Source organism: Mycobacterium celatum (genome assembly GCF_002101595.1).
GTDB lineage: Bacteria > Actinomycetota > Actinomycetes > Mycobacteriales > Mycobacteriaceae > Mycobacterium > Mycobacterium celatum.
The window spans coordinates 253,339-270,667 of the sequence record NZ_LQOM01000024.1 but is presented as its reverse complement, the minus strand read 5'-3'; the positions used below and the strand labels follow the sequence as shown (position 1 = coordinate 270,667).

The following is a 17,329-nucleotide window of genomic DNA, read 5'->3' as shown; positions in this document are numbered from 1 at the left end:
AGCCGCGTGCGTGAGATTTGGACAGTTCGTCCGCCAGCCGAACCGACACAGTTATCGCGGCAAAAGGTCCGGTGGCCGCCGGCTCCTGTTAGTCGCACGAGGTGCTGGAAGGATGCATCTTGGCAGTCTCCCGCCAGAGCAAGACAAACCGTCAAACTTCCTCCAATAGCTCCGTTCCCGGAGCACCCAACCGAATTTCTTTTGCGAAGCTGCGTGAACCGCTCGAGGTCCCCGGCCTGCTGGACGTGCAGACGGACTCCTTCGAGTGGCTGATCGGCACGCCGGAATGGCGTGAGAAAGCGGCCGCCCGCGGCGACGTCGCGCCCAAGGGCGGGCTGGAAGAGGTGCTCGACGAGCTCTCACCCATCGAGGACTTCTCCGGCTCGATGTCGCTGTCCTTCTCCGACCCGCGCTTCGACGAGGTCAAGGCGCCCGTCGACGAGTGCAAAGACAAGGACATGACGTACGCGGCCCCGCTGTTCGTCACCGCGGAGTTCATCAACAACAACACCGGCGAGATCAAGAGCCAGACGGTGTTCATGGGCGACTTCCCGATGATGACCGAGAAGGGCACGTTCATCATCAACGGGACCGAGCGCGTCGTCGTCAGCCAGCTGGTCCGCTCTCCCGGTGTCTACTTCGACGAGACCATCGACAAGTCGACCGAAAAGACCCTGCACTCGGTCAAGGTGATCCCCAGCCGCGGCGCGTGGCTGGAGTTCGACGTCGACAAGCGCGACACCGTCGGTGTGCGCATCGACCGCAAGCGCCGCCAGCCGGTCACCGTGCTGCTCAAGGCGCTGGGCTGGACCAACGAGCAGATCACCGAGCGGTTCGGCTTCTCCGAGATCATGATGTCGACGCTGGAGAAGGACAACACGGTCGGCACCGACGAGGCGCTGCTGGACATCTACCGCAAGCTGCGCCCGGGCGAGCCGCCCACCAAGGAGTCCGCGCAGACCCTGCTGGAGAACCTGTTCTTCAAGGAGAAGCGCTACGACCTCGCGCGGGTGGGCCGCTACAAGGTCAACAAGAAGCTCGGCCTGAACACCGCGTCCCCGATCACGACGACCACTCTGACCGAAGAGGACGTCGTCGCCACCATCGAGTACCTGGTCCGCCTGCACGAGGGCCACACCACGATGACCGTCCCGGGCGGAGTCGAGGTGCCGGTGGAAACCGACGACATCGACCACTTCGGTAACCGGCGCATTCGTACCGTCGGTGAGCTGATCCAGAACCAGATCCGAGTCGGCATGTCCCGCATGGAGCGGGTGGTCCGCGAGCGGATGACCACTCAGGACGTCGAGGCGATCACGCCGCAGACCCTGATCAACATCCGTCCCGTCGTGGCGGCGATCAAGGAGTTCTTCGGCACCAGCCAGCTCTCGCAGTTCATGGACCAGAACAACCCGCTGTCCGGGCTGACCCACAAGCGGCGCCTGAACGCACTGGGCCCGGGTGGTCTGTCCCGGGAGCGGGCGGGCCTCGAGGTGCGCGACGTGCACCCGAGTCACTACGGCCGGATGTGCCCGATCGAGACGCCGGAGGGCCCGAACATCGGTCTGATCGGGTCGCTGGCGGTGTACGCCCGGGTCAACCCGTTCGGGTTCATCGAGACGCCGTACCGCAAGGTCGTCGACGGCCGGGTGACCGACGAGGTGGTGTACCTGACCGCCGACGAGGAGGACCGCCACGTCGTCGCGCAGGCCAACTCGCCGATCGACGACGGGGGCCGGTTCACCGAGGACCGCGTTCTGGTCCGCCGGAAGGGCGGCGAGGTCGAGTACGTGTCGTCGTCGGAGGTCGAGTTCATGGACGTCTCGCCGCGCCAGATGGTGTCGGTGGCCACCGCGATGATCCCGTTCCTCGAGCACGACGACGCCAACCGCGCCCTGATGGGTGCCAACATGCAGCGGCAGGCGGTTCCGCTGGTGCGCAGCGAGCGTCCGCTGGTGGGAACCGGGATGGAGCTGCGCGCCGCGATCGACGCCGGTGACGTCGTCGTCGCCGACAAGGGCGGCGTCGTCGAGGAAGTGTCTGCCGACTACATCACGGTGATGGCCGACGACGGCACCCGGCAGAGCTACCGGTTGCGCAAGTTCGCCCGGTCCAACCACGGCACCTGTGCCAACCAGCGTCCGATCGTGGACGCCGGCCAGCGCGTCGAGGCCGGCCAGGTGATCGCCGACGGCCCGTGTACCGACAACGGCGAGATGGCGCTCGGCAAGAACCTGCTGGTGGCGATCATGCCGTGGGAAGGCCACAACTACGAGGACGCGATCATCCTGTCGAACCGCCTCGTCGAGGAGGACGTGTTGACCTCGATCCACATCGAGGAGCACGAGATCGACGCCCGCGACACCAAGCTGGGCGCCGAGGAGATCACCCGCGACATCCCCAACGTGTCCGATGAGGTGCTCGCCGACCTCGACGAGCGTGGCATCGTGCGCATCGGCGCCGAGGTTCGCGACGGCGACATCCTGGTCGGCAAGGTCACCCCGAAGGGGGAGACCGAGCTGACCCCGGAGGAGCGGCTGCTGCGGGCGATCTTCGGCGAGAAGGCCCGCGAGGTCCGCGACACGTCGCTGAAGGTGCCGCACGGCGAGTCCGGCAAGGTCATCGGCATCCGGGTGTTCTCCCGCGAGGACGACGACGAGCTGCCCGCAGGCGTCAACGAGCTGGTCCGTGTCTATGTCGCGCAGAAGCGCAAGATCTCCGACGGCGACAAGCTGGCCGGCCGGCACGGCAACAAGGGCGTGATCGGCAAGATCCTGCCCGTCGAGGACATGCCGTTCCTGCCCGACGGCACGCCGGTGGACATCATCCTGAACACCCACGGGGTGCCGCGACGGATGAACATCGGCCAGATCCTGGAAACCCACCTGGGCTGGTGTGCACACAGCGGCTGGAAGGTCGAGGGCAAGCCCGACTGGGCCGCCAAGCTGCCGGAGGAGCTGCTGGAGGCCGAGCCGAACAAGATCGTCTCGACGCCGGTGTTCGACGGCGCGCGGGAAGAGGAGCTGCAGGGCCTGCTGTCCTCCACGCTGCCCAACCGCGACGGCGAGGTGCTGGTCGACGGCGACGGCAAGGCGATCCTTTACGACGGGCGCTCCGGTGAGCCGTTCCCGTACCCGGTGACCACCGGCTACATGTACATCATGAAGCTGCACCACCTGGTGGACGACAAGATCCACGCCCGCTCCACCGGCCCGTACTCGATGATCACCCAGCAGCCGCTGGGCGGTAAGGCACAGTTCGGTGGCCAGCGGTTCGGTGAGATGGAGTGCTGGGCCATGCAGGCCTACGGCGCGGCGTACACGCTGCAGGAGCTGCTGACCATCAAGTCCGACGACACCGTCGGGCGGGTCAAGGTGTACGAGGCGATCGTCAAGGGCGAGAACATCCCCGAGCCGGGCATCCCCGAGTCGTTCAAGGTGCTGCTCAAGGAGCTGCAGTCGCTGTGCCTCAACGTCGAAGTGCTCTCCAGTGATGGCGCGGCCATCGAGATGCGCGACGGTGACGACGAGGATCTGGAGCGCGCTGCAGCCAACCTGGGAATCAACTTGTCCCGCAACGAATCTGCCTCGGTTGAGGACTTAGCCTAATTGTTTTCTAGTCCCGAAAGGGGAAAGGGAGTTACGTGTTAGACGTCAACTTCTTCGATGAACTCCGGATCGGCCTGGCCACCGCCGACGACATCCGTCAGTGGTCCTACGGCGAGGTCAAGAAGCCGGAGACCATCAACTACCGCACATTGAAGCCGGAGAAGGACGGCCTGTTCTGCGAGAAGATCTTCGGACCGACTCGCGACTGGGAGTGCTACTGCGGCAAGTACAAGCGGGTGCGCTTCAAGGGCATCATCTGTGAGCGCTGCGGCGTCGAGGTGACCCGCGCCAAGGTGCGCCGCGAGCGGATGGGCCACATCGAGCTGGCCGCTCCGGTCACGCACATCTGGTACTTCAAGGGTGTGCCGTCGCGGCTGGGCTACCTGCTGGACTTGGCGCCCAAGGATCTCGAGAAGATCATCTACTTCGCCGCCTACGTGATCACCAGTGTGGACGACGAGCTGCGGCACAACGAGCTGTCCACGCTCGAGGCCGAGATGGTCGTCGAGCGCAAGGCCGTCGAGGACCAGCGCGACGCCGACCTGGAGGCGCGCGCGCAGAAGCTGGAGGCCGATCTGGCCGAGCTGGAGGCCGAGGGCGCGAAAGCCGATGCGCGGCGCAAGGTTCGCGACGGCGGCGAGCGGGAGATGCGCCAGATCCGGGACCGTGCCCAGCGTGAGCTGGACCGGCTGGAGGACATCTGGAACACCTTCACCAAGCTGGCCCCCAAGCAGCTGATCGTCGACGAGAACCTCTACCGTGAGCTGGTCGACCGCTACGGCGAGTACTTCACCGGTGCGATGGGCGCGGAGTCGATCCAGAAGCTGATCGAGAACTTCGACATCGACGCCGAGGCCGACGCGCTGCGCGAGGTGATCCGAAACGGCAAGGGGCAGAAGAAGCTTCGCGCGTTGAAGCGTCTGAAGGTGGTGGCTGCGTTCCAGCAGTCCGGCAACTCGCCAATGGGCATGGTGCTCGACGCGGTGCCGGTGATCCCGCCGGAGCTGCGTCCGATGGTGCAGCTCGACGGCGGCCGGTTCGCCACGTCGGACCTCAACGACCTGTACCGCCGGGTGATCAACCGCAACAACCGGCTCAAGAGGCTCATCGACCTCGGCGCGCCTGAGATCATCGTCAACAACGAGAAGCGGATGCTGCAGGAGTCCGTCGACGCGCTGTTCGACAACGGCCGTCGCGGCCGCCCGGTCACCGGGCCGGGCAACCGCCCGCTGAAGTCGCTCTCCGATCTGCTCAAGGGCAAGCAGGGCCGGTTCCGCCAGAACCTGCTCGGTAAGCGTGTCGACTACTCGGGCCGTTCGGTCATCGTGGTTGGCCCGCAGCTGAAGCTGCACCAGTGCGGTCTGCCCAAACTGATGGCGCTGGAGCTGTTCAAGCCGTTCGTGATGAAGCGGCTCGTCGACCTCAACCACGCGCAGAACATCAAGAGCGCCAAGCGGATGGTCGAGCGTCAGCGTCCGCAGGTGTGGGATGTGCTCGAGGAGGTCATCGCCGAGCACCCGGTGCTGCTGAACCGCGCACCCACCCTGCACCGGCTGGGTATCCAGGCGTTCGAGCCAATGCTGGTGGAAGGCAAGGCGATTCAGCTGCACCCGCTGGTGTGTGAGGCGTTCAACGCCGACTTCGACGGCGACCAGATGGCGGTGCACCTGCCGCTATCCGCCGAGGCGCAGGCCGAGGCCCGCATCCTGATGCTGTCCTCCAACAACATCCTGTCGCCGGCCTCGGGTCGCCCGCTGGCGATGCCGCGGCTGGACATGGTGACCGGGCTGTACTACCTGACCACCGAGGTGCCCGGCGACAAAGGCGAATACGTCGCGGCCGCGAAGGACCGTCCCGAGTCGGGGGTGTACTCCTCGCCGGCCGAGGCGATCATGGCGATGGACCGCGGCGTGCTGTCCGTGCGGGCCAAGATCAAGGTGCGCTTGGATCAGCTGCGTCCGCCCGCCGAGCTGGAGGCCGAGCTGTTCGGCGTGAACGGTTGGCAGCCAGGGGATTCCTGGATGGCCGAGACCACGCTGGGCCGGGTGATGTTCAACGAGCTGCTGCCGGTCGGTTACCCGTTCGTGAACCAGCAGATGCACAAGAAGGTGCAGGCCGCGATCATCAACGACCTGGCCGAGCGCTACCCGATGATCGTGGTCGCGCAGACCGTCGACAAGCTCAAGGACGCCGGCTTCTACTGGGCCACCCGCTCCGGTGTGACCGTGTCGATGGCCGACGTGTTGGTGCCGCCGCGCAAGCAGGAGATTCTCGACTCCTACGAGGAGCGGGCCGACAAGGTCGAAAAGCAGTTCCAGCGTGGTGCTTTGAACCACGACGAACGCAACGAGGCGCTGGTGGAGATCTGGAAGGAAGCCACCGACGAGGTGGGGCAGGCGCTGCGTGAGCACTACCCCGACGACAACCCGATCATCACGATCGTCGACTCCGGTGCGACGGGTAACTTCACCCAGACCCGGACGCTGGCCGGCATGAAGGGTCTGGTGACCAACCCGAAGGGTGAGTTCATCCCGCGGCCGATCAAGTCGTCGTTCCGTGAGGGCCTGACGGTGTTGGAGTACTTCATCAACACCCACGGCGCCCGAAAGGGCTTGGCGGACACCGCGTTGCGAACCGCCGACTCGGGTTACCTGACCCGGCGTCTGGTGGACGTGAGCCAGGACGTCATCGTGCGCGAGGCCGACTGCGGCACCGAGCGCGGCATCACCGTCGAGCTGGCCGAGCGCCAACCCGACGGCACCCTGATCCGCGACCCGTTCATCGAAACCTCCGCCTATGCCCGCACTTTGGGCACCGACGCGGTGGACGAGAAGGGCAACGTCGTCGTCGCGCGCGGCCACGACCTCGGGGACCCCGAGATCGACGCTCTTCTGGCCGCGGGCATCACGTCGGTGAAGGTGCGCTCGGTGCTGACCTGCGGGACCGGAACCGGCGTGTGCGCCACCTGCTACGGGCGTTCAATGGCGACCGGCAAGCTGGTCGACATCGGCGAGGCCGTCGGCATCGTTGCCGCCCAGTCCATCGGCGAGCCCGGCACGCAGCTGACCATGCGCACCTTCCACCAGGGTGGTGTCGGTGAGGACATCACCGGTGGTCTGCCCCGCGTGCAGGAGCTGTTCGAGGCCCGGGTGCCGCGCGGTAAGGCGCCCATCGCCGACGTCACCGGACGGGTGCGCCTGGAGGAGGGCGAGCGTTTCTACAAGATCACCATCGTCCCCGACGACGGCGGCGAGGAAGTGGTCTACGACAAGCTCTCCAAGCGCCAACGCCTGCGGGTGTTCAAGCACGAGGACGGCACCGAGCGGCTGCTCGCCGACGGCGACCACGTCGAGGTGGGCCAGCAGCTGATGGAAGGCTCCGCCGACCCGCACGAGGTGCTGCGCGTGCAGGGCCCGCGTGAGGTGCAGATCCACCTCGTCAAGGAGGTCCAGGAGGTCTACCGGGCCCAGGGTGTGTCGATCCACGACAAGCACATCGAGGTGATCGTCCGGCAGATGCTGCGCCGGGTCACGATCATCGACTCGGGTTCGACGGAGTTCCTGCCCGGCTCGCTGATCGACCGTGCCGAGTTCGAGGCCGAGAACCGTCGGGTGGTGGCCGAGGGCGGCGAGCCCGCCGCCGGCCGTCCAGTGCTGATGGGGATCACCAAGGCGAGCCTCGCCACCGACTCGTGGTTGAGCGCGGCGTCGTTCCAGGAGACCACGCGAGTGCTGACCGATGCGGCGATCAACTGCCGCAGCGACAAGCTCAACGGTCTGAAGGAGAACGTGATCATCGGCAAGCTGATCCCGGCCGGCACCGGCATCAGCCGTTACCGCAACATCCAGGTGCAGCCGACTGAGGAGGCCCGGGCCGCCGCGTACACGATCCCGTCGTACGAGGATCAGTACTACAGCCCGGACTTCGGCCAGGCGTCCGGTGCCGCGGTGCCGCTGGACGACTACGGGTACTCCGACTACCGCTAGTACCGCGAGCAGACGCAGAATCGCACGCCAGGTGCCCTGGCGATGCGATTCTGCGTCTGCTCACTGCGCCATCCCCAGGGTGGTTAGCCAATTCCCCGGAACCCTCTCATGCTTCCGGTGTGCACGTCGATGCGATAGCCGTCTTAGCGGAGGGCGGAGGCTTCGCTACGGCAGCGCAGTTGCTTTCGGTGATGACTCGTCAGGAACTCGATGTGAAGGTGAAGAATGGCGGCCTCACCAGGGTGTGGTACGGCATTTATGCTGCGGCTGAACCCGACTTGTTGGGCCGCTTGAAGGCACTCGACCTCTTCATGGGACGTCATGCGGTCGCCTGCATGGGTACAGCCGCCGCGTTGTACGGCTTCGATACCGAGGTCACGTCGCGCGTCCACGTGCTCGATCCCGGCGTACGGATGCGGCCGTCGCGAAACCTGATGGTGCATCAGCGAATCGGTGCACCGCTGCGGCGAGTCGAAGGTCGGCTCGCAACAGCGCCAGCATGGACCGCGATCGAAATCGCACGGTCCTTGCGACGGCCACGAGCCTTGGCGACGCTCGACGCGGCCTTGCATGTCGGCGCTTGCACCACCGGCGAACTGCACGCGGCGATCCGCGAGCAGAAAGGCCGTCGCGGCATCGTCAAGGTCCGCGAATTGATTGGCTACGCCGACGGCCGCGCTGAGTCGCCGATGGAAAGTGAGGCGCGCCTGGTCTTTATCGACGGCGGAGTGCCCATGCCCGAGTTGCAGTACAACATCGTCGACTACTACGGCAAGGTTTGGCGCGTCGACTTCGCCTGGCCGGCGGCAATGGTCGTCGCCGAATACGACAGTGTCGAGTGGCATGTTGGCCGTGAAGCCCTGCTACATGACCGCTTGAAAACCGCCCGATTGCAGGAATGCGGTTGGTCTACTGTCCCAATGACTGTCGACGATATCCGCGGCGATCCGTTCGGCCTGGTAGCGCGGATCACGGGCCTCCTGGCGACGCCGCGCTTGGCTGGGTGAGCAGACGCAGAATCGCACGTTCGGGCACGGAAACGTGCGATTCTGCGTCTGCTCGCGGAGGAACGTGACCCACTACACTGATGTCAATGCTCATCGGTTCGCATGTAAGCCCGAAGGATCCGCTGGCCGCCGCAGCGGCTGAGGGCGCCGACTTGGTGCAGATCTTTCTCGGCAATCCGCAGAGCTGGAAGAAGCCGAAACCGCGCGACGACGCGGCCCAGCTGAAGGCGTCGAGCATGCCGCTCTACGTTCACGCGCCGTACCTGATCAACGTCGCATCGGCGAACAACCGGGTGCGGATCCCGTCGCGCAAGATTCTGCAGGACACCTGCGATGCGGCTGCCGAGATCGCGGCCACCGCCGTGATCGTGCACGGTGGACATGTTGACGACGACGATCTGCAAGCCGGTTGCGAGCGCTGGCGAAAAGCGATGGAGCGCCTGGAAACCGATGTGCCGGTGTACTTGGAGAACACCGCCGGCGGTGACCACGCGATGGCCCGCCACTTCGAGACCATCGCCCGGCTCTGGGACCACATCGGCGACACGGGTATCGGTTTTTGCCTGGATACCTGCCACGCATGGGCAGCGGGCGAGGTGCTCATCGACGCCGTCGACCGCATCAAGGCGATCACCGGCCGCATCGATCTGGTGCACTGCAACGACTCCAGGGATGCGGCGGGCTCGGGCGCGGACCGCCATGCCAACATCGGCTCCGGCCAGATCAATCCTGAGCTGCTGGTCGCGGTGGTGAAAGCGGCCAACGCGCCCGTCGTCTGCGAAACCGCCGACGATGGCCGCAAGGACGACATCGCCTTCCTCCGCGACCGCGTCGGCTAGCCATGGTCGCCCGGCTCGCTGCGCTACTCGGTGTGCTCGCGACGGTGGCGGCGTGTGCGGCTTCCCCGCCGGCGACGGCCGCATTGCCGGACGGCATGAGTGTGCACACGATCAGCGTTGGCGGCCTGGATCGGACCTATCGGGTGTACAAGCCGACCGGGCTGCCGGAGTCCGCGCCGCTGGTGGTGATGCTGCACGGCGGGTTCGGCAGCGCGCGGCAAGCCGAAAAGGCTTACGGCTGGAACCAATTGGCCGACTCGATGAAATTTCTGGTCGCTTATCCCGACGGCGTCGGGCGGGCCTGGAACACCGGCGGCGGGTGTTGCGGGCAACCCGGCCGCGACGGGGTGGACGACGTCGCCTTCATCACGGCGACGGTTACCGAGATCAGCCACGCGATCGGGGTCGATGCGTCGCGGATCTACGCCGCCGGTATCAGCAACGGCGGCATCATGGCGTACACGCTGGCGTGCCATACCGGCATGTTCGCGGCGATCGGCCCCGACGCTGCCACCCAACTCGACCCGTGCACGTCGCCGCATCGCACGTCGGTGATGCACATCCACGGCACCGGCGACCAGAACATTCGCTACAACGGTGGACGCGGTGCCGGCGTCGCACACATCGACGGGCCCCCGGTGCCGCAGGTGAATGCCTTCTGGCGCAACGTCGACCATTGCGCGCCGCCGACCACCAGCACCGAGCGCCGGGTCACCACCTCGACCGCCGAGTGTCCCGACAACCGCAGCGTCGTTCTGATGACGGTCGACGGCGGTGGCCATGAATGGCCGCAATTCGCGACGCCCACACTGTGGCGGTTTTTCGCCGCCCACGCCGACTGAGTATTACGTCTCTTGTGCGGTTGTCGCAAAAATGTAACACTGGAAGGCATGTCAGACACGCACGTCGTCACCAACCAGGTCCCGCCGCTGGAGGACCACAACCCTGCCACCTCGCCGGTCCTCATCGAGGCGCTGATCCGCGAGGGCGGGCAGTGGGGTCTCGACGAGGTCGCCGAACTCGGTGCGATCTCCGGTTCGGCGCAGACCCAACGCTGGGGCGAGCTGGCCGACCGCAACCGGCCCATTCTGCACACCCACGACCGCTACGGGCACCGCATCGACGAGGTGGAGTACGACCCGGCCTATCACGAGCTGATGCGCAGGGCCATCGCCCATGGCCTGCACGCAGCGCCGTGGGCGGACACACGGCCGGGCGCGCACGTCGTCCGGGCCGCCAAGACCAGCGTGTGGACCACCGAACCCGGCCACATGTGCCCGATCTCGATGACCTACGCGGTTGTCCCCGCCTTACGGCACAACCCAGAGCTGGCAAAGGTTTACGAGCCGTTGCTGACCAGCCGGGTCTACGACCCGGAACTCAAGGTGGCGACGGCCAAGGCCGGAATCACCGCCGGCATGTCGATGACCGAAAAGCAGGGCGGCTCCGATGTTCGCGCCGGCACCACCCAGGCCACTCGCAACGCCGACGGCAGCTACCGCCTCACCGGGCACAAGTGGTTCACGTCGGCGCCGATGTGCGACATCTTCCTGGTGCTGGCCCAGGCGCCCGGCGGGCTGTCGTGCTTCCTGCTGCCCCGAGTGCTGCCCGACGGCAGCCGCAACCGAATGTTGTTGCAGCGGCTCAAGAACAAGCTGGGCAACCACGCCAACGCCTCCAGCGAAGTCGAGTACGACGGGGCGGTCGCCTGGCTGGTCGGCGAGGAGGGCCGCGGCGTGCCGACCATCATCGAGATGGTCAACCTGACCCGGTTGGACTGCGCGCTGGGCAGCGCCACCAGCATGCGCAGCGGGCTGACCCGCGCCGTTCACCACGCCCAGCACCGCAAGGCGTTCGGCGCGTATCTGATCGACCAGCCGCTGATGCGTAATGTGCTGGCGGACTTGGCTGTTGAGGCCGAGGCGGCCACCATGGTCGCGATGCGGATGGCTGGCGCCACCGACAACGCGGTGCGCGGCGACGAGACCGAGGCGCTGCTGCGCCGGATCGGATTGGCCGCCACCAAGTATTGGGTGTGCAAGCGAGCCACCCCGCACGCCGCCGAGGCGATGGAATGTCTCGGTGGAAACGGCTACATCGAGGACTTCGGAATGCCGCGACTGTACCGGGAGGCCCCGCTGATGGGCATCTGGGAGGGCTCCGGCAACGTCAGCGCACTGGATACCTTGCGCGCCATGGCAACCCGGCCCGAATGCGTCGAGGTGCTGTTCGCCGAGCTGGCCAAGAGCGCGGGCCAGGATCCGCGGCTGGACGCACACGTCGAACGCCTCAGGCCGCAACTCGGTGATTTCGACACTATCCAGTACCGGGCCCGTAAGGTCGCCGAGGACATCACCCTGGCACTGCAAGGCGCGCTGCTGGTGCGCCATGGGCACCCTGCCGTCGCTGAGGCGTTCCTGGCTACCCGGCTCGGCGGCCAGTGGGGCGGCGCCTACGGCACGATGCCCACCGGCCTGGATCTGGCGCCGATCCTCGAGCGTGCAATGGTCAAGGGATGACGTTTACTGGCGAGCAGACGCAAAAGCACCCAATTTTCGCCTTTTCAGGGATACTTTGCGTCTGCTCGCGAAGGGGACTCGAGCGATGACTCACGCGATCCGACCGGTCGACTTCGACAACCTGAAGACGATGACCTACGAGGTCACCGACCGGGTTGCGCGGATCACCTTCAACCGGCCCGAAAAGGGCAACGCGATCATCGCCGACACCCCGCTGGAGCTGTCGGCGCTCGTCGAGCGCGCCGACCTGGACCCCAACGTGCACGTCATCCTGGTCTCCGGGCGGGGTGAAGGGTTTTGCGCCGGTTTCGATTTGAGCGCCTACGCCGAGGGCTCGTCGTCGGCCGGTGGCGGCAACGCCTACAAGGGCACCGTGCTTGACGGCAAGACCCAGGCCGTCAACCACCTTCCCAACCAGCCGTGGGACCCGATGATCGACTACCAGATGATGAGCCGGTTCGTGCGCGGTTTCTCCAGCCTGATGCACGCCGACAAGCCGACCGTAGTGAAGATCCACGGCTACTGTGTGGCCGGCGGCACCGACATCGCGCTGCACGCCGACCAGGTGATCGCTGCCGCGGACGCCAAGATCGGCTATCCGCCGACCAGGGTGTGGGGAGTGCCGGCCGCGGGGCTGTGGGCCCACCGGCTCGGCGACCAGCGCGCCAAACGCCTTCTGCTGACCGGGGATTGCATCACTGGCGCGCAAGCCGCCGAGTGGGGTCTGGCGGTCGAGGCGCCGGACCCGAAGGATCTCGACGAGCGCACCGAGCGACTCGTAGAGCGGATCGCGGCGGTGCCGGTCAACCAGTTGATCATGGTTAAGCTCGCGCTGAACTCCGCGCTCCTGCAGCAGGGGGTGGCGACCAGCAGAATGGTCAGCACCGTGTTCGACGGCATCGCCCGGCACACCCCGGAGGGCCATGTGTTCGTTGCCGACGCGGTCGAACACGGCTTCCGCGACGCGGTGCGCCACCGCGACGAGCCGTTCGGCGATTACGGCCGCCAAGCCTCCGGGGTGTAGGTATGCCGAAAACGCTGGCCCGCATGACCGCACGCTCCGTCGTGCTGTCGGTGCTGCTGGGCGCCCACCCGGCATGGGCGAGCGCCGCCGAATTAGTCAAGCTCACCAGCGATTTCGGCATCAAGGAGCCCACGTTGCGGGTAGCGCTGACCCGGATGGTCGGCAACGGCGACCTGGTCCGGTCGGCCGACGGCTACCGGCTCTCCGACCGGCTGCTGGCCCGGCAGCGCCGTCAAGACGAGGCGATCAGCCTGCGGGTAAAGCCATGGCGCGGCCATTGGACCACGCTGATCGTGACCAGCATCGGTACCGACGCACGTACCCGCGCCACCCTGCGAACCACGTTGCACGACAAGCGATTCGGTGAACTGCGCGAAGGGGTGTGGATGCGGCCGGACAACCTGGCACTGGACCTGGACGCCGAGGTGCGCACCCGGCTGCGCATCCTGACGGCCCGCGATGACCGGCCCGCCGAGCTGGCCGGCCAGCTGTGGGATCTGCCCGGATGGTCGCAGACCGGCCGCGGCTTGCTGGACGAAATGGCCGCCGCCACCGACATTCCCGGCCGGTTCGTGGTAGCCGCTGCGATGGTTCGTCACCTGCTTAGCGACCCGATGCTGCCGAGCGAACTGCTGCCCGCCGACTGGCCCGGCACGCAACTGCGCGCTGCCTACCACGACTTCGCCACCGAACTGACCAAGCGGCGCGACGGTATCCAACTAGTGGAGGCACGATGAGCGAGTCGGTACGGGTAGAGCGCAATGGCCCGGTGACCACAGTGATTCTGAACCGCCCGGAGGCGCGCAACGCCGTCAACGGCCCGACGGCTGCCGCTTTGTTCGCCGCCTTCGAGGAGTTCGACCGCGATGACACCGCGTCGGTGGCGGTGCTGTGGGGTGACGGCGGAACGTTTTGCGCCGGGGCCGATTTGAAAGCATTCGGCACCCCTGATGCCAACCAAGTGCACCGGACGGGTCCCGGCCCGATGGGCCCGACGCGAATGGTGTTGTCCAAGCCCGTGATCGCTGCGGTGAGCGGGTACGCGGTGGCCGGCGGCCTGGAATTGGCGTTGTGGTGCGATATGCGTGTCGCCGAGGAGGACGCGGTGTTCGGAGTGTTCTGCCGGCGCTGGGGGGTTCCGCTGATCGACGGCGGCACCATCCGGCTGCCGCGGCTGATCGGGCACAGCCGGGCGATGGACATGATCCTGACCGGCCGCGGCGTCGACGCCGCCGAAGCGCACGCGATCGGGTTGGCCAACCGCGTCGTGCCCAAGGGGCAGGCCCGCCGGGCCGCCGAGGAACTGGCGGCGCAGCTGGCCGCGCTCCCGCAGCAATGCATGCGGTCGGATCGGCTCTCGGCGCTGCACCAGTGGGGCACAACAGAATCAGAGGCGCTGGACTACGAATTCGCCAGCATCTCCCGGGTCAGCGCCGAGGCGATGGAGGGCGCGGGACGCTTCGCGGCCGGCGCCGGCCGCCACGGCGCCAGCGCCTAACGCGGTCGCGAGCAGACGTAAAAACACCTCAAAACGGCCATTCTTAGGGGCCTTTTGCGTCTGGTCGCGGGAGAACCTAGCCCTTGTTGATCGTGTTGCCCGAGCCGAGGTTGTCGACTTTGGGGTCGCCGTTTTTGTAGGTGATGGTGTTGTTGAGCCCGACGACGCTGAGTTGCTTGTCGATCTTGTCGAAGGTGATCTTGTTGTCAGCGCCGCCGATGCTCACGGTCCCGCATGTGCCCTTGACGGTCAGTGTGTTGTTGGAGCCGCCGACGTTCAGCGACTTCCCGTCGCCGCAGTCGAGGTCGGTTGTGGTTCCGAACGATCCGTAGTTGATCGTGTTACCGACCTCGAACTGTGCGCCGGTGCTTCCGCTGGTGGTGCTGGTCGACGGCGTCGCGTGCTTCTCGTGCGAACCGCAGCCGGTTAGCCCTGAAACCACTACCGCGGCCGACAGCGCCAGAATCGTGTACGCGCGCATTCTTCCTCGATTCTCAGGTTGTGGCGGGATTGTCGCTGTTGCAGGAAAACTCACGTCGCTGCACGGTTGATGCGGTTGACCATGCCCAGTTCGCGACCGCGGTCCCAGATGACCGGGTCGCCGTTGTGGAAGTACACGGTCTCGTCGGAGCCGTAGACCGTGATGTCGTTGAGGACGGTGTCGGCGACGACGGTGTTGCCCGAACCCATGACCGTCACCGCCCAGCACGTTCCCAGCGCGTTGATGGAATTGGACGTGCCGTTGACGATCAGCGTGGCGTCGTTGCAGTCCACCGTCTGCTCGACGCCCTCGCCGGTGATGTGGGTGTCACCGTTCTTGGCGGCGGCGGAGGGCACCCCGGCGAACAATGTGAAACCAACGGCCATCGCACACGCCGCCGACGTGCGGCCAAGGGTCGTCCATGTCACCGCGGCTCCTCTCGCCATGGCGGGTGATCTGCTCGAGGAGAGCCTACGTGCATCGCCCCGTGTGATGGCCGCCTTCCCGCATTTGTCAACTAGAGTTCTTCGCTGACCCCGGTCCAATTGAGAACGCGGGTCAACGCAAACCGAAGGGCGATCACCATGGCAGCAGAGCCGGAAGCATCGGGTGGTCGCTCGCGTGCCGGGACCAAGTCGACGGCCCGCCCGGCAAAGCTGAGCCGCGACATCATCATTAACGCCGCGCTCACCTTCCTGGACCGTGAGGGCTGGGACGCGCTGACCATCAACGCGCTGGCGACGCAGCTGGGAACCAAGGGGCCGTCGCTCTATAACCACGTGCACAGCCTGGAAGACCTGCGCCGCACGGTGCGCATGCGGGTGATCGACGACATCATCACGATGCTGAACAGGGTCGGCGAGGGCAGGGCCCGCGACGACGCCGTGCTGGTCATGGCGGGCGCCTACCGCAGCTACGCCCATCACCACCCCGGCCGCTATTCGGCGTTCACCCGAATGCCGCTCGGCGGCGACGACCCGGAATACACGGCCGCGACCAGGGCAGCGGCCGCGCCGGTCATCTCGGTGCTGACGTCCTACGGGCTGGACGGCGAGGAAGCCTTCTATGCGGCGCTGGAATTCTGGTCGGCGCTGCACGGGTTCGTTTTGCTCGAGATGACCGGGGTGATGGACGAGATCGACACCGACGCCGTGTTCTCCGACATGGTGCTGCGGCTGGCCGCAGGCCTGGAACGCCGCAGCGGAGCCACCGCCGGCTAGGTTGTTGATCGCCGCTTTGACCTGTCCGACCAGCGGCGGGTATTGTTGATGCTCGCGCCTGGCCTCGTACGGCGCCTTCGGTGACGTAAGGCGTGCCGCCGGGCCAATTCGCATGTCCACGATGCAACGGATGACGCTACGGTGTGTTCGAGGCAGGCGCGTGCGACACGCCCGGTCGCGGGGTACTGCGGCGGGGCGTAACTGCAGTACAGAGACTTGAATACAGCAACACAGAAAGCCGGTAGATGCCAACCATTCAGCAGCTCGTCCGCAAGGGGCGCCGCGACAAGATCGGCAAGGTCAAGACCGCGGCCCTCAAGGGCAGCCCGCAGCGCCGTGGCGTGTGCACGCGCGTGTACACCACGACTCCGAAGAAGCCGAACTCGGCGCTTCGGAAGGTGGCTCGCGTCAAGCTGACCAGCCAGGTTGAAGTCACCGCATACATCCCCGGCGAGGGCCACAATCTGCAGGAGCACTCGATGGTGCTGGTGCGTGGCGGCCGGGTGAAGGACCTGCCCGGCGTGCGCTACAAGATCATCCGCGGCTCGCTCGACACGCAGGGGGTCAAGAACCGCAAGCAGGCTCGCAGCCGTTACGGCGCCAAGAAGGAGAAGAGCTGATGCCGCGCAAAGGCCCCGCGCCGAAGCGTCCGCTGGTCAACGACCCGGTCTACGGCTCGCAGCTGGTCACCCAGCTGGTGAACAAGGTTCTCCTGAAAGGGAAGAAATCGCTCGCCGAACGCATTGTTTACGGTGCGCTCGAACAGGCTCGCGAGAAGACCGGCACCGACCCGGTCATCACGCTCAAGCGGGCTCTCGACAACGTCAAGCCGGCTTTGGAGGTGCGTAGCCGCCGCGTCGGTGGTGCCACCTACCAGGTGCCCGTCGAGGTGCGCCCGGACCGGTCCACCACGCTCGCGCTGCGCTGGCTGGTCAGCTTCTCCCGGCAACGTCGGGAGAAGACCATGGTCGAGCGTCTGGCAAACGAGATCTTAGATGCCAGCAACGGCCTCGGGGCTTCCGTCAAGCGGCGTGAGGACACCCACAAGATGGCCGAGGCAAACCGCGCCTTCGCGCATTATCGCTGGTGAGAGTTCCGGCGACGACGCCGGAGACCCGCACCACAGCTAACCAAGCAACCGAAAGAG

Annotated in this window: 14 protein-coding genes; 12 read left to right on the top strand and 2 right to left on the bottom strand. The window is 66.3% G+C overall.

Annotated elements, in window-relative coordinates:
- Positions 1-119 precede the first annotated feature (119 nt).
- The 9 genes from rpoB to AWB95_RS09240 all read left to right on the top strand — a co-directional run bounded on the left by rpoB (position 120) and on the right by AWB95_RS09240 (position 14,481).
- The gene (rpoB, locus tag AWB95_RS09280; protein WP_062539709.1) at positions 120-3,608 is read left to right on the top strand and encodes a DNA-directed RNA polymerase subunit beta; all 3,489 of its coding nucleotides are present in this window, start codon (positions 120-122) and stop codon (positions 3,606-3,608) included.
- A gap of 35 nt (positions 3,609-3,643) precedes the next feature.
- Positions 3,644-7,594 (top strand): DNA-directed RNA polymerase subunit beta', encoded by a 3,951-nt coding sequence (locus AWB95_RS09275; protein ID WP_062539703.1) that lies wholly within the window; start codon positions 3,644-3,646, stop codon positions 7,592-7,594.
- A gap of 119 nt (positions 7,595-7,713) precedes the next feature.
- Positions 7,714-8,601 (top strand): type IV toxin-antitoxin system AbiEi family antitoxin, encoded by an 888-nt coding sequence (locus AWB95_RS09270; RefSeq protein ID WP_062539702.1) that lies wholly within the window; start codon positions 7,714-7,716, stop codon positions 8,599-8,601.
- 86 nt (positions 8,602-8,687) lie between these two features.
- Complete coding sequence (locus tag AWB95_RS09265; RefSeq protein WP_062539708.1) at positions 8,688-9,440, top strand: deoxyribonuclease IV; 753 nt, start codon at positions 8,688-8,690, stop codon at positions 9,438-9,440.
- 2 nt (positions 9,441-9,442) lie between these two features.
- The gene (locus AWB95_RS09260; protein WP_062539701.1) at positions 9,443-10,282 is read left to right on the top strand and encodes a CE1 family esterase; all 840 of its coding nucleotides are present in this window, start codon (positions 9,443-9,445) and stop codon (positions 10,280-10,282) included.
- Between the two features lie 48 nt (positions 10,283-10,330).
- Positions 10,331-11,959 carry an acyl-CoA dehydrogenase family protein gene (locus AWB95_RS09255; protein WP_062539700.1) on the top strand — a complete coding sequence of 543 codons (1,629 nt, stop codon included), beginning with the start codon at positions 10,331-10,333 and terminating at the stop codon, positions 11,957-11,959.
- An 85-nt stretch (positions 11,960-12,044) separates the two neighbouring features.
- Positions 12,045-12,983 (top strand): crotonase/enoyl-CoA hydratase family protein, encoded by a 939-nt coding sequence (locus AWB95_RS09250; RefSeq protein WP_062539699.1) that lies wholly within the window; start codon positions 12,045-12,047, stop codon positions 12,981-12,983.
- A gap of 14 nt (positions 12,984-12,997) precedes the next feature.
- The gene (locus AWB95_RS09245) at positions 12,998-13,720 is read left to right on the top strand and encodes a PaaX family transcriptional regulator C-terminal domain-containing protein (protein ID WP_099539548.1); all 723 of its coding nucleotides are present in this window, start codon (positions 12,998-13,000) and stop codon (positions 13,718-13,720) included.
- The gene (locus AWB95_RS09240) at positions 13,717-14,481 is read left to right on the top strand and encodes a crotonase/enoyl-CoA hydratase family protein (protein WP_062539697.1); all 765 of its coding nucleotides are present in this window, start codon (positions 13,717-13,719) and stop codon (positions 14,479-14,481) included. The genes AWB95_RS09245 and AWB95_RS09240 overlap by 4 nt, the downstream gene beginning before the upstream one ends.
- Before the next feature lie 76 nt (positions 14,482-14,557).
- Here the strand turns inward: AWB95_RS09240 and AWB95_RS09235 are convergent, their stop codons facing one another.
- Complete coding sequence (locus tag AWB95_RS09235; RefSeq protein ID WP_062539696.1) at positions 14,558-14,962, bottom strand: DUF3060 domain-containing protein; 405 nt, start codon at positions 14,960-14,962, stop codon at positions 14,558-14,560.
- A 50-nt stretch (positions 14,963-15,012) separates the two neighbouring features.
- On the bottom strand, positions 15,013-15,348 hold the full coding sequence (locus tag AWB95_RS09230) for a DUF3060 domain-containing protein (protein ID WP_062539695.1): 336 nt from the start codon (positions 15,346-15,348) through the stop codon (positions 15,013-15,015).
- 198 nt (positions 15,349-15,546) lie between these two features.
- On the opposite strand from AWB95_RS09230, the gene AWB95_RS09225 reads away from it, so the two are divergent.
- The 3 genes from AWB95_RS09225 to rpsG all read left to right on the top strand — a co-directional run bounded on the left by AWB95_RS09225 (position 15,547) and on the right by rpsG (position 17,272).
- Positions 15,547-16,182, top strand: coding sequence for a TetR/AcrR family transcriptional regulator (locus tag AWB95_RS09225; RefSeq protein WP_062539694.1), 636 nt, complete (start codon positions 15,547-15,549; stop codon positions 16,180-16,182).
- A 245-nt stretch (positions 16,183-16,427) separates the two neighbouring features.
- A complete protein-coding gene (rpsL, locus tag AWB95_RS09220) occupies positions 16,428-16,802 on the top strand; it encodes a 30S ribosomal protein S12 (protein ID WP_003879423.1) in 375 nt (124 codons plus the stop codon).
- Positions 16,802-17,272, top strand: coding sequence for a 30S ribosomal protein S7 (rpsG, locus tag AWB95_RS09215; protein WP_045382601.1), 471 nt, complete (start codon positions 16,802-16,804; stop codon positions 17,270-17,272). Before rpsL ends, rpsG begins: the two co-directional genes overlap by 1 nt.
- Positions 17,273-17,329: the final 57 nt, after the last annotated feature.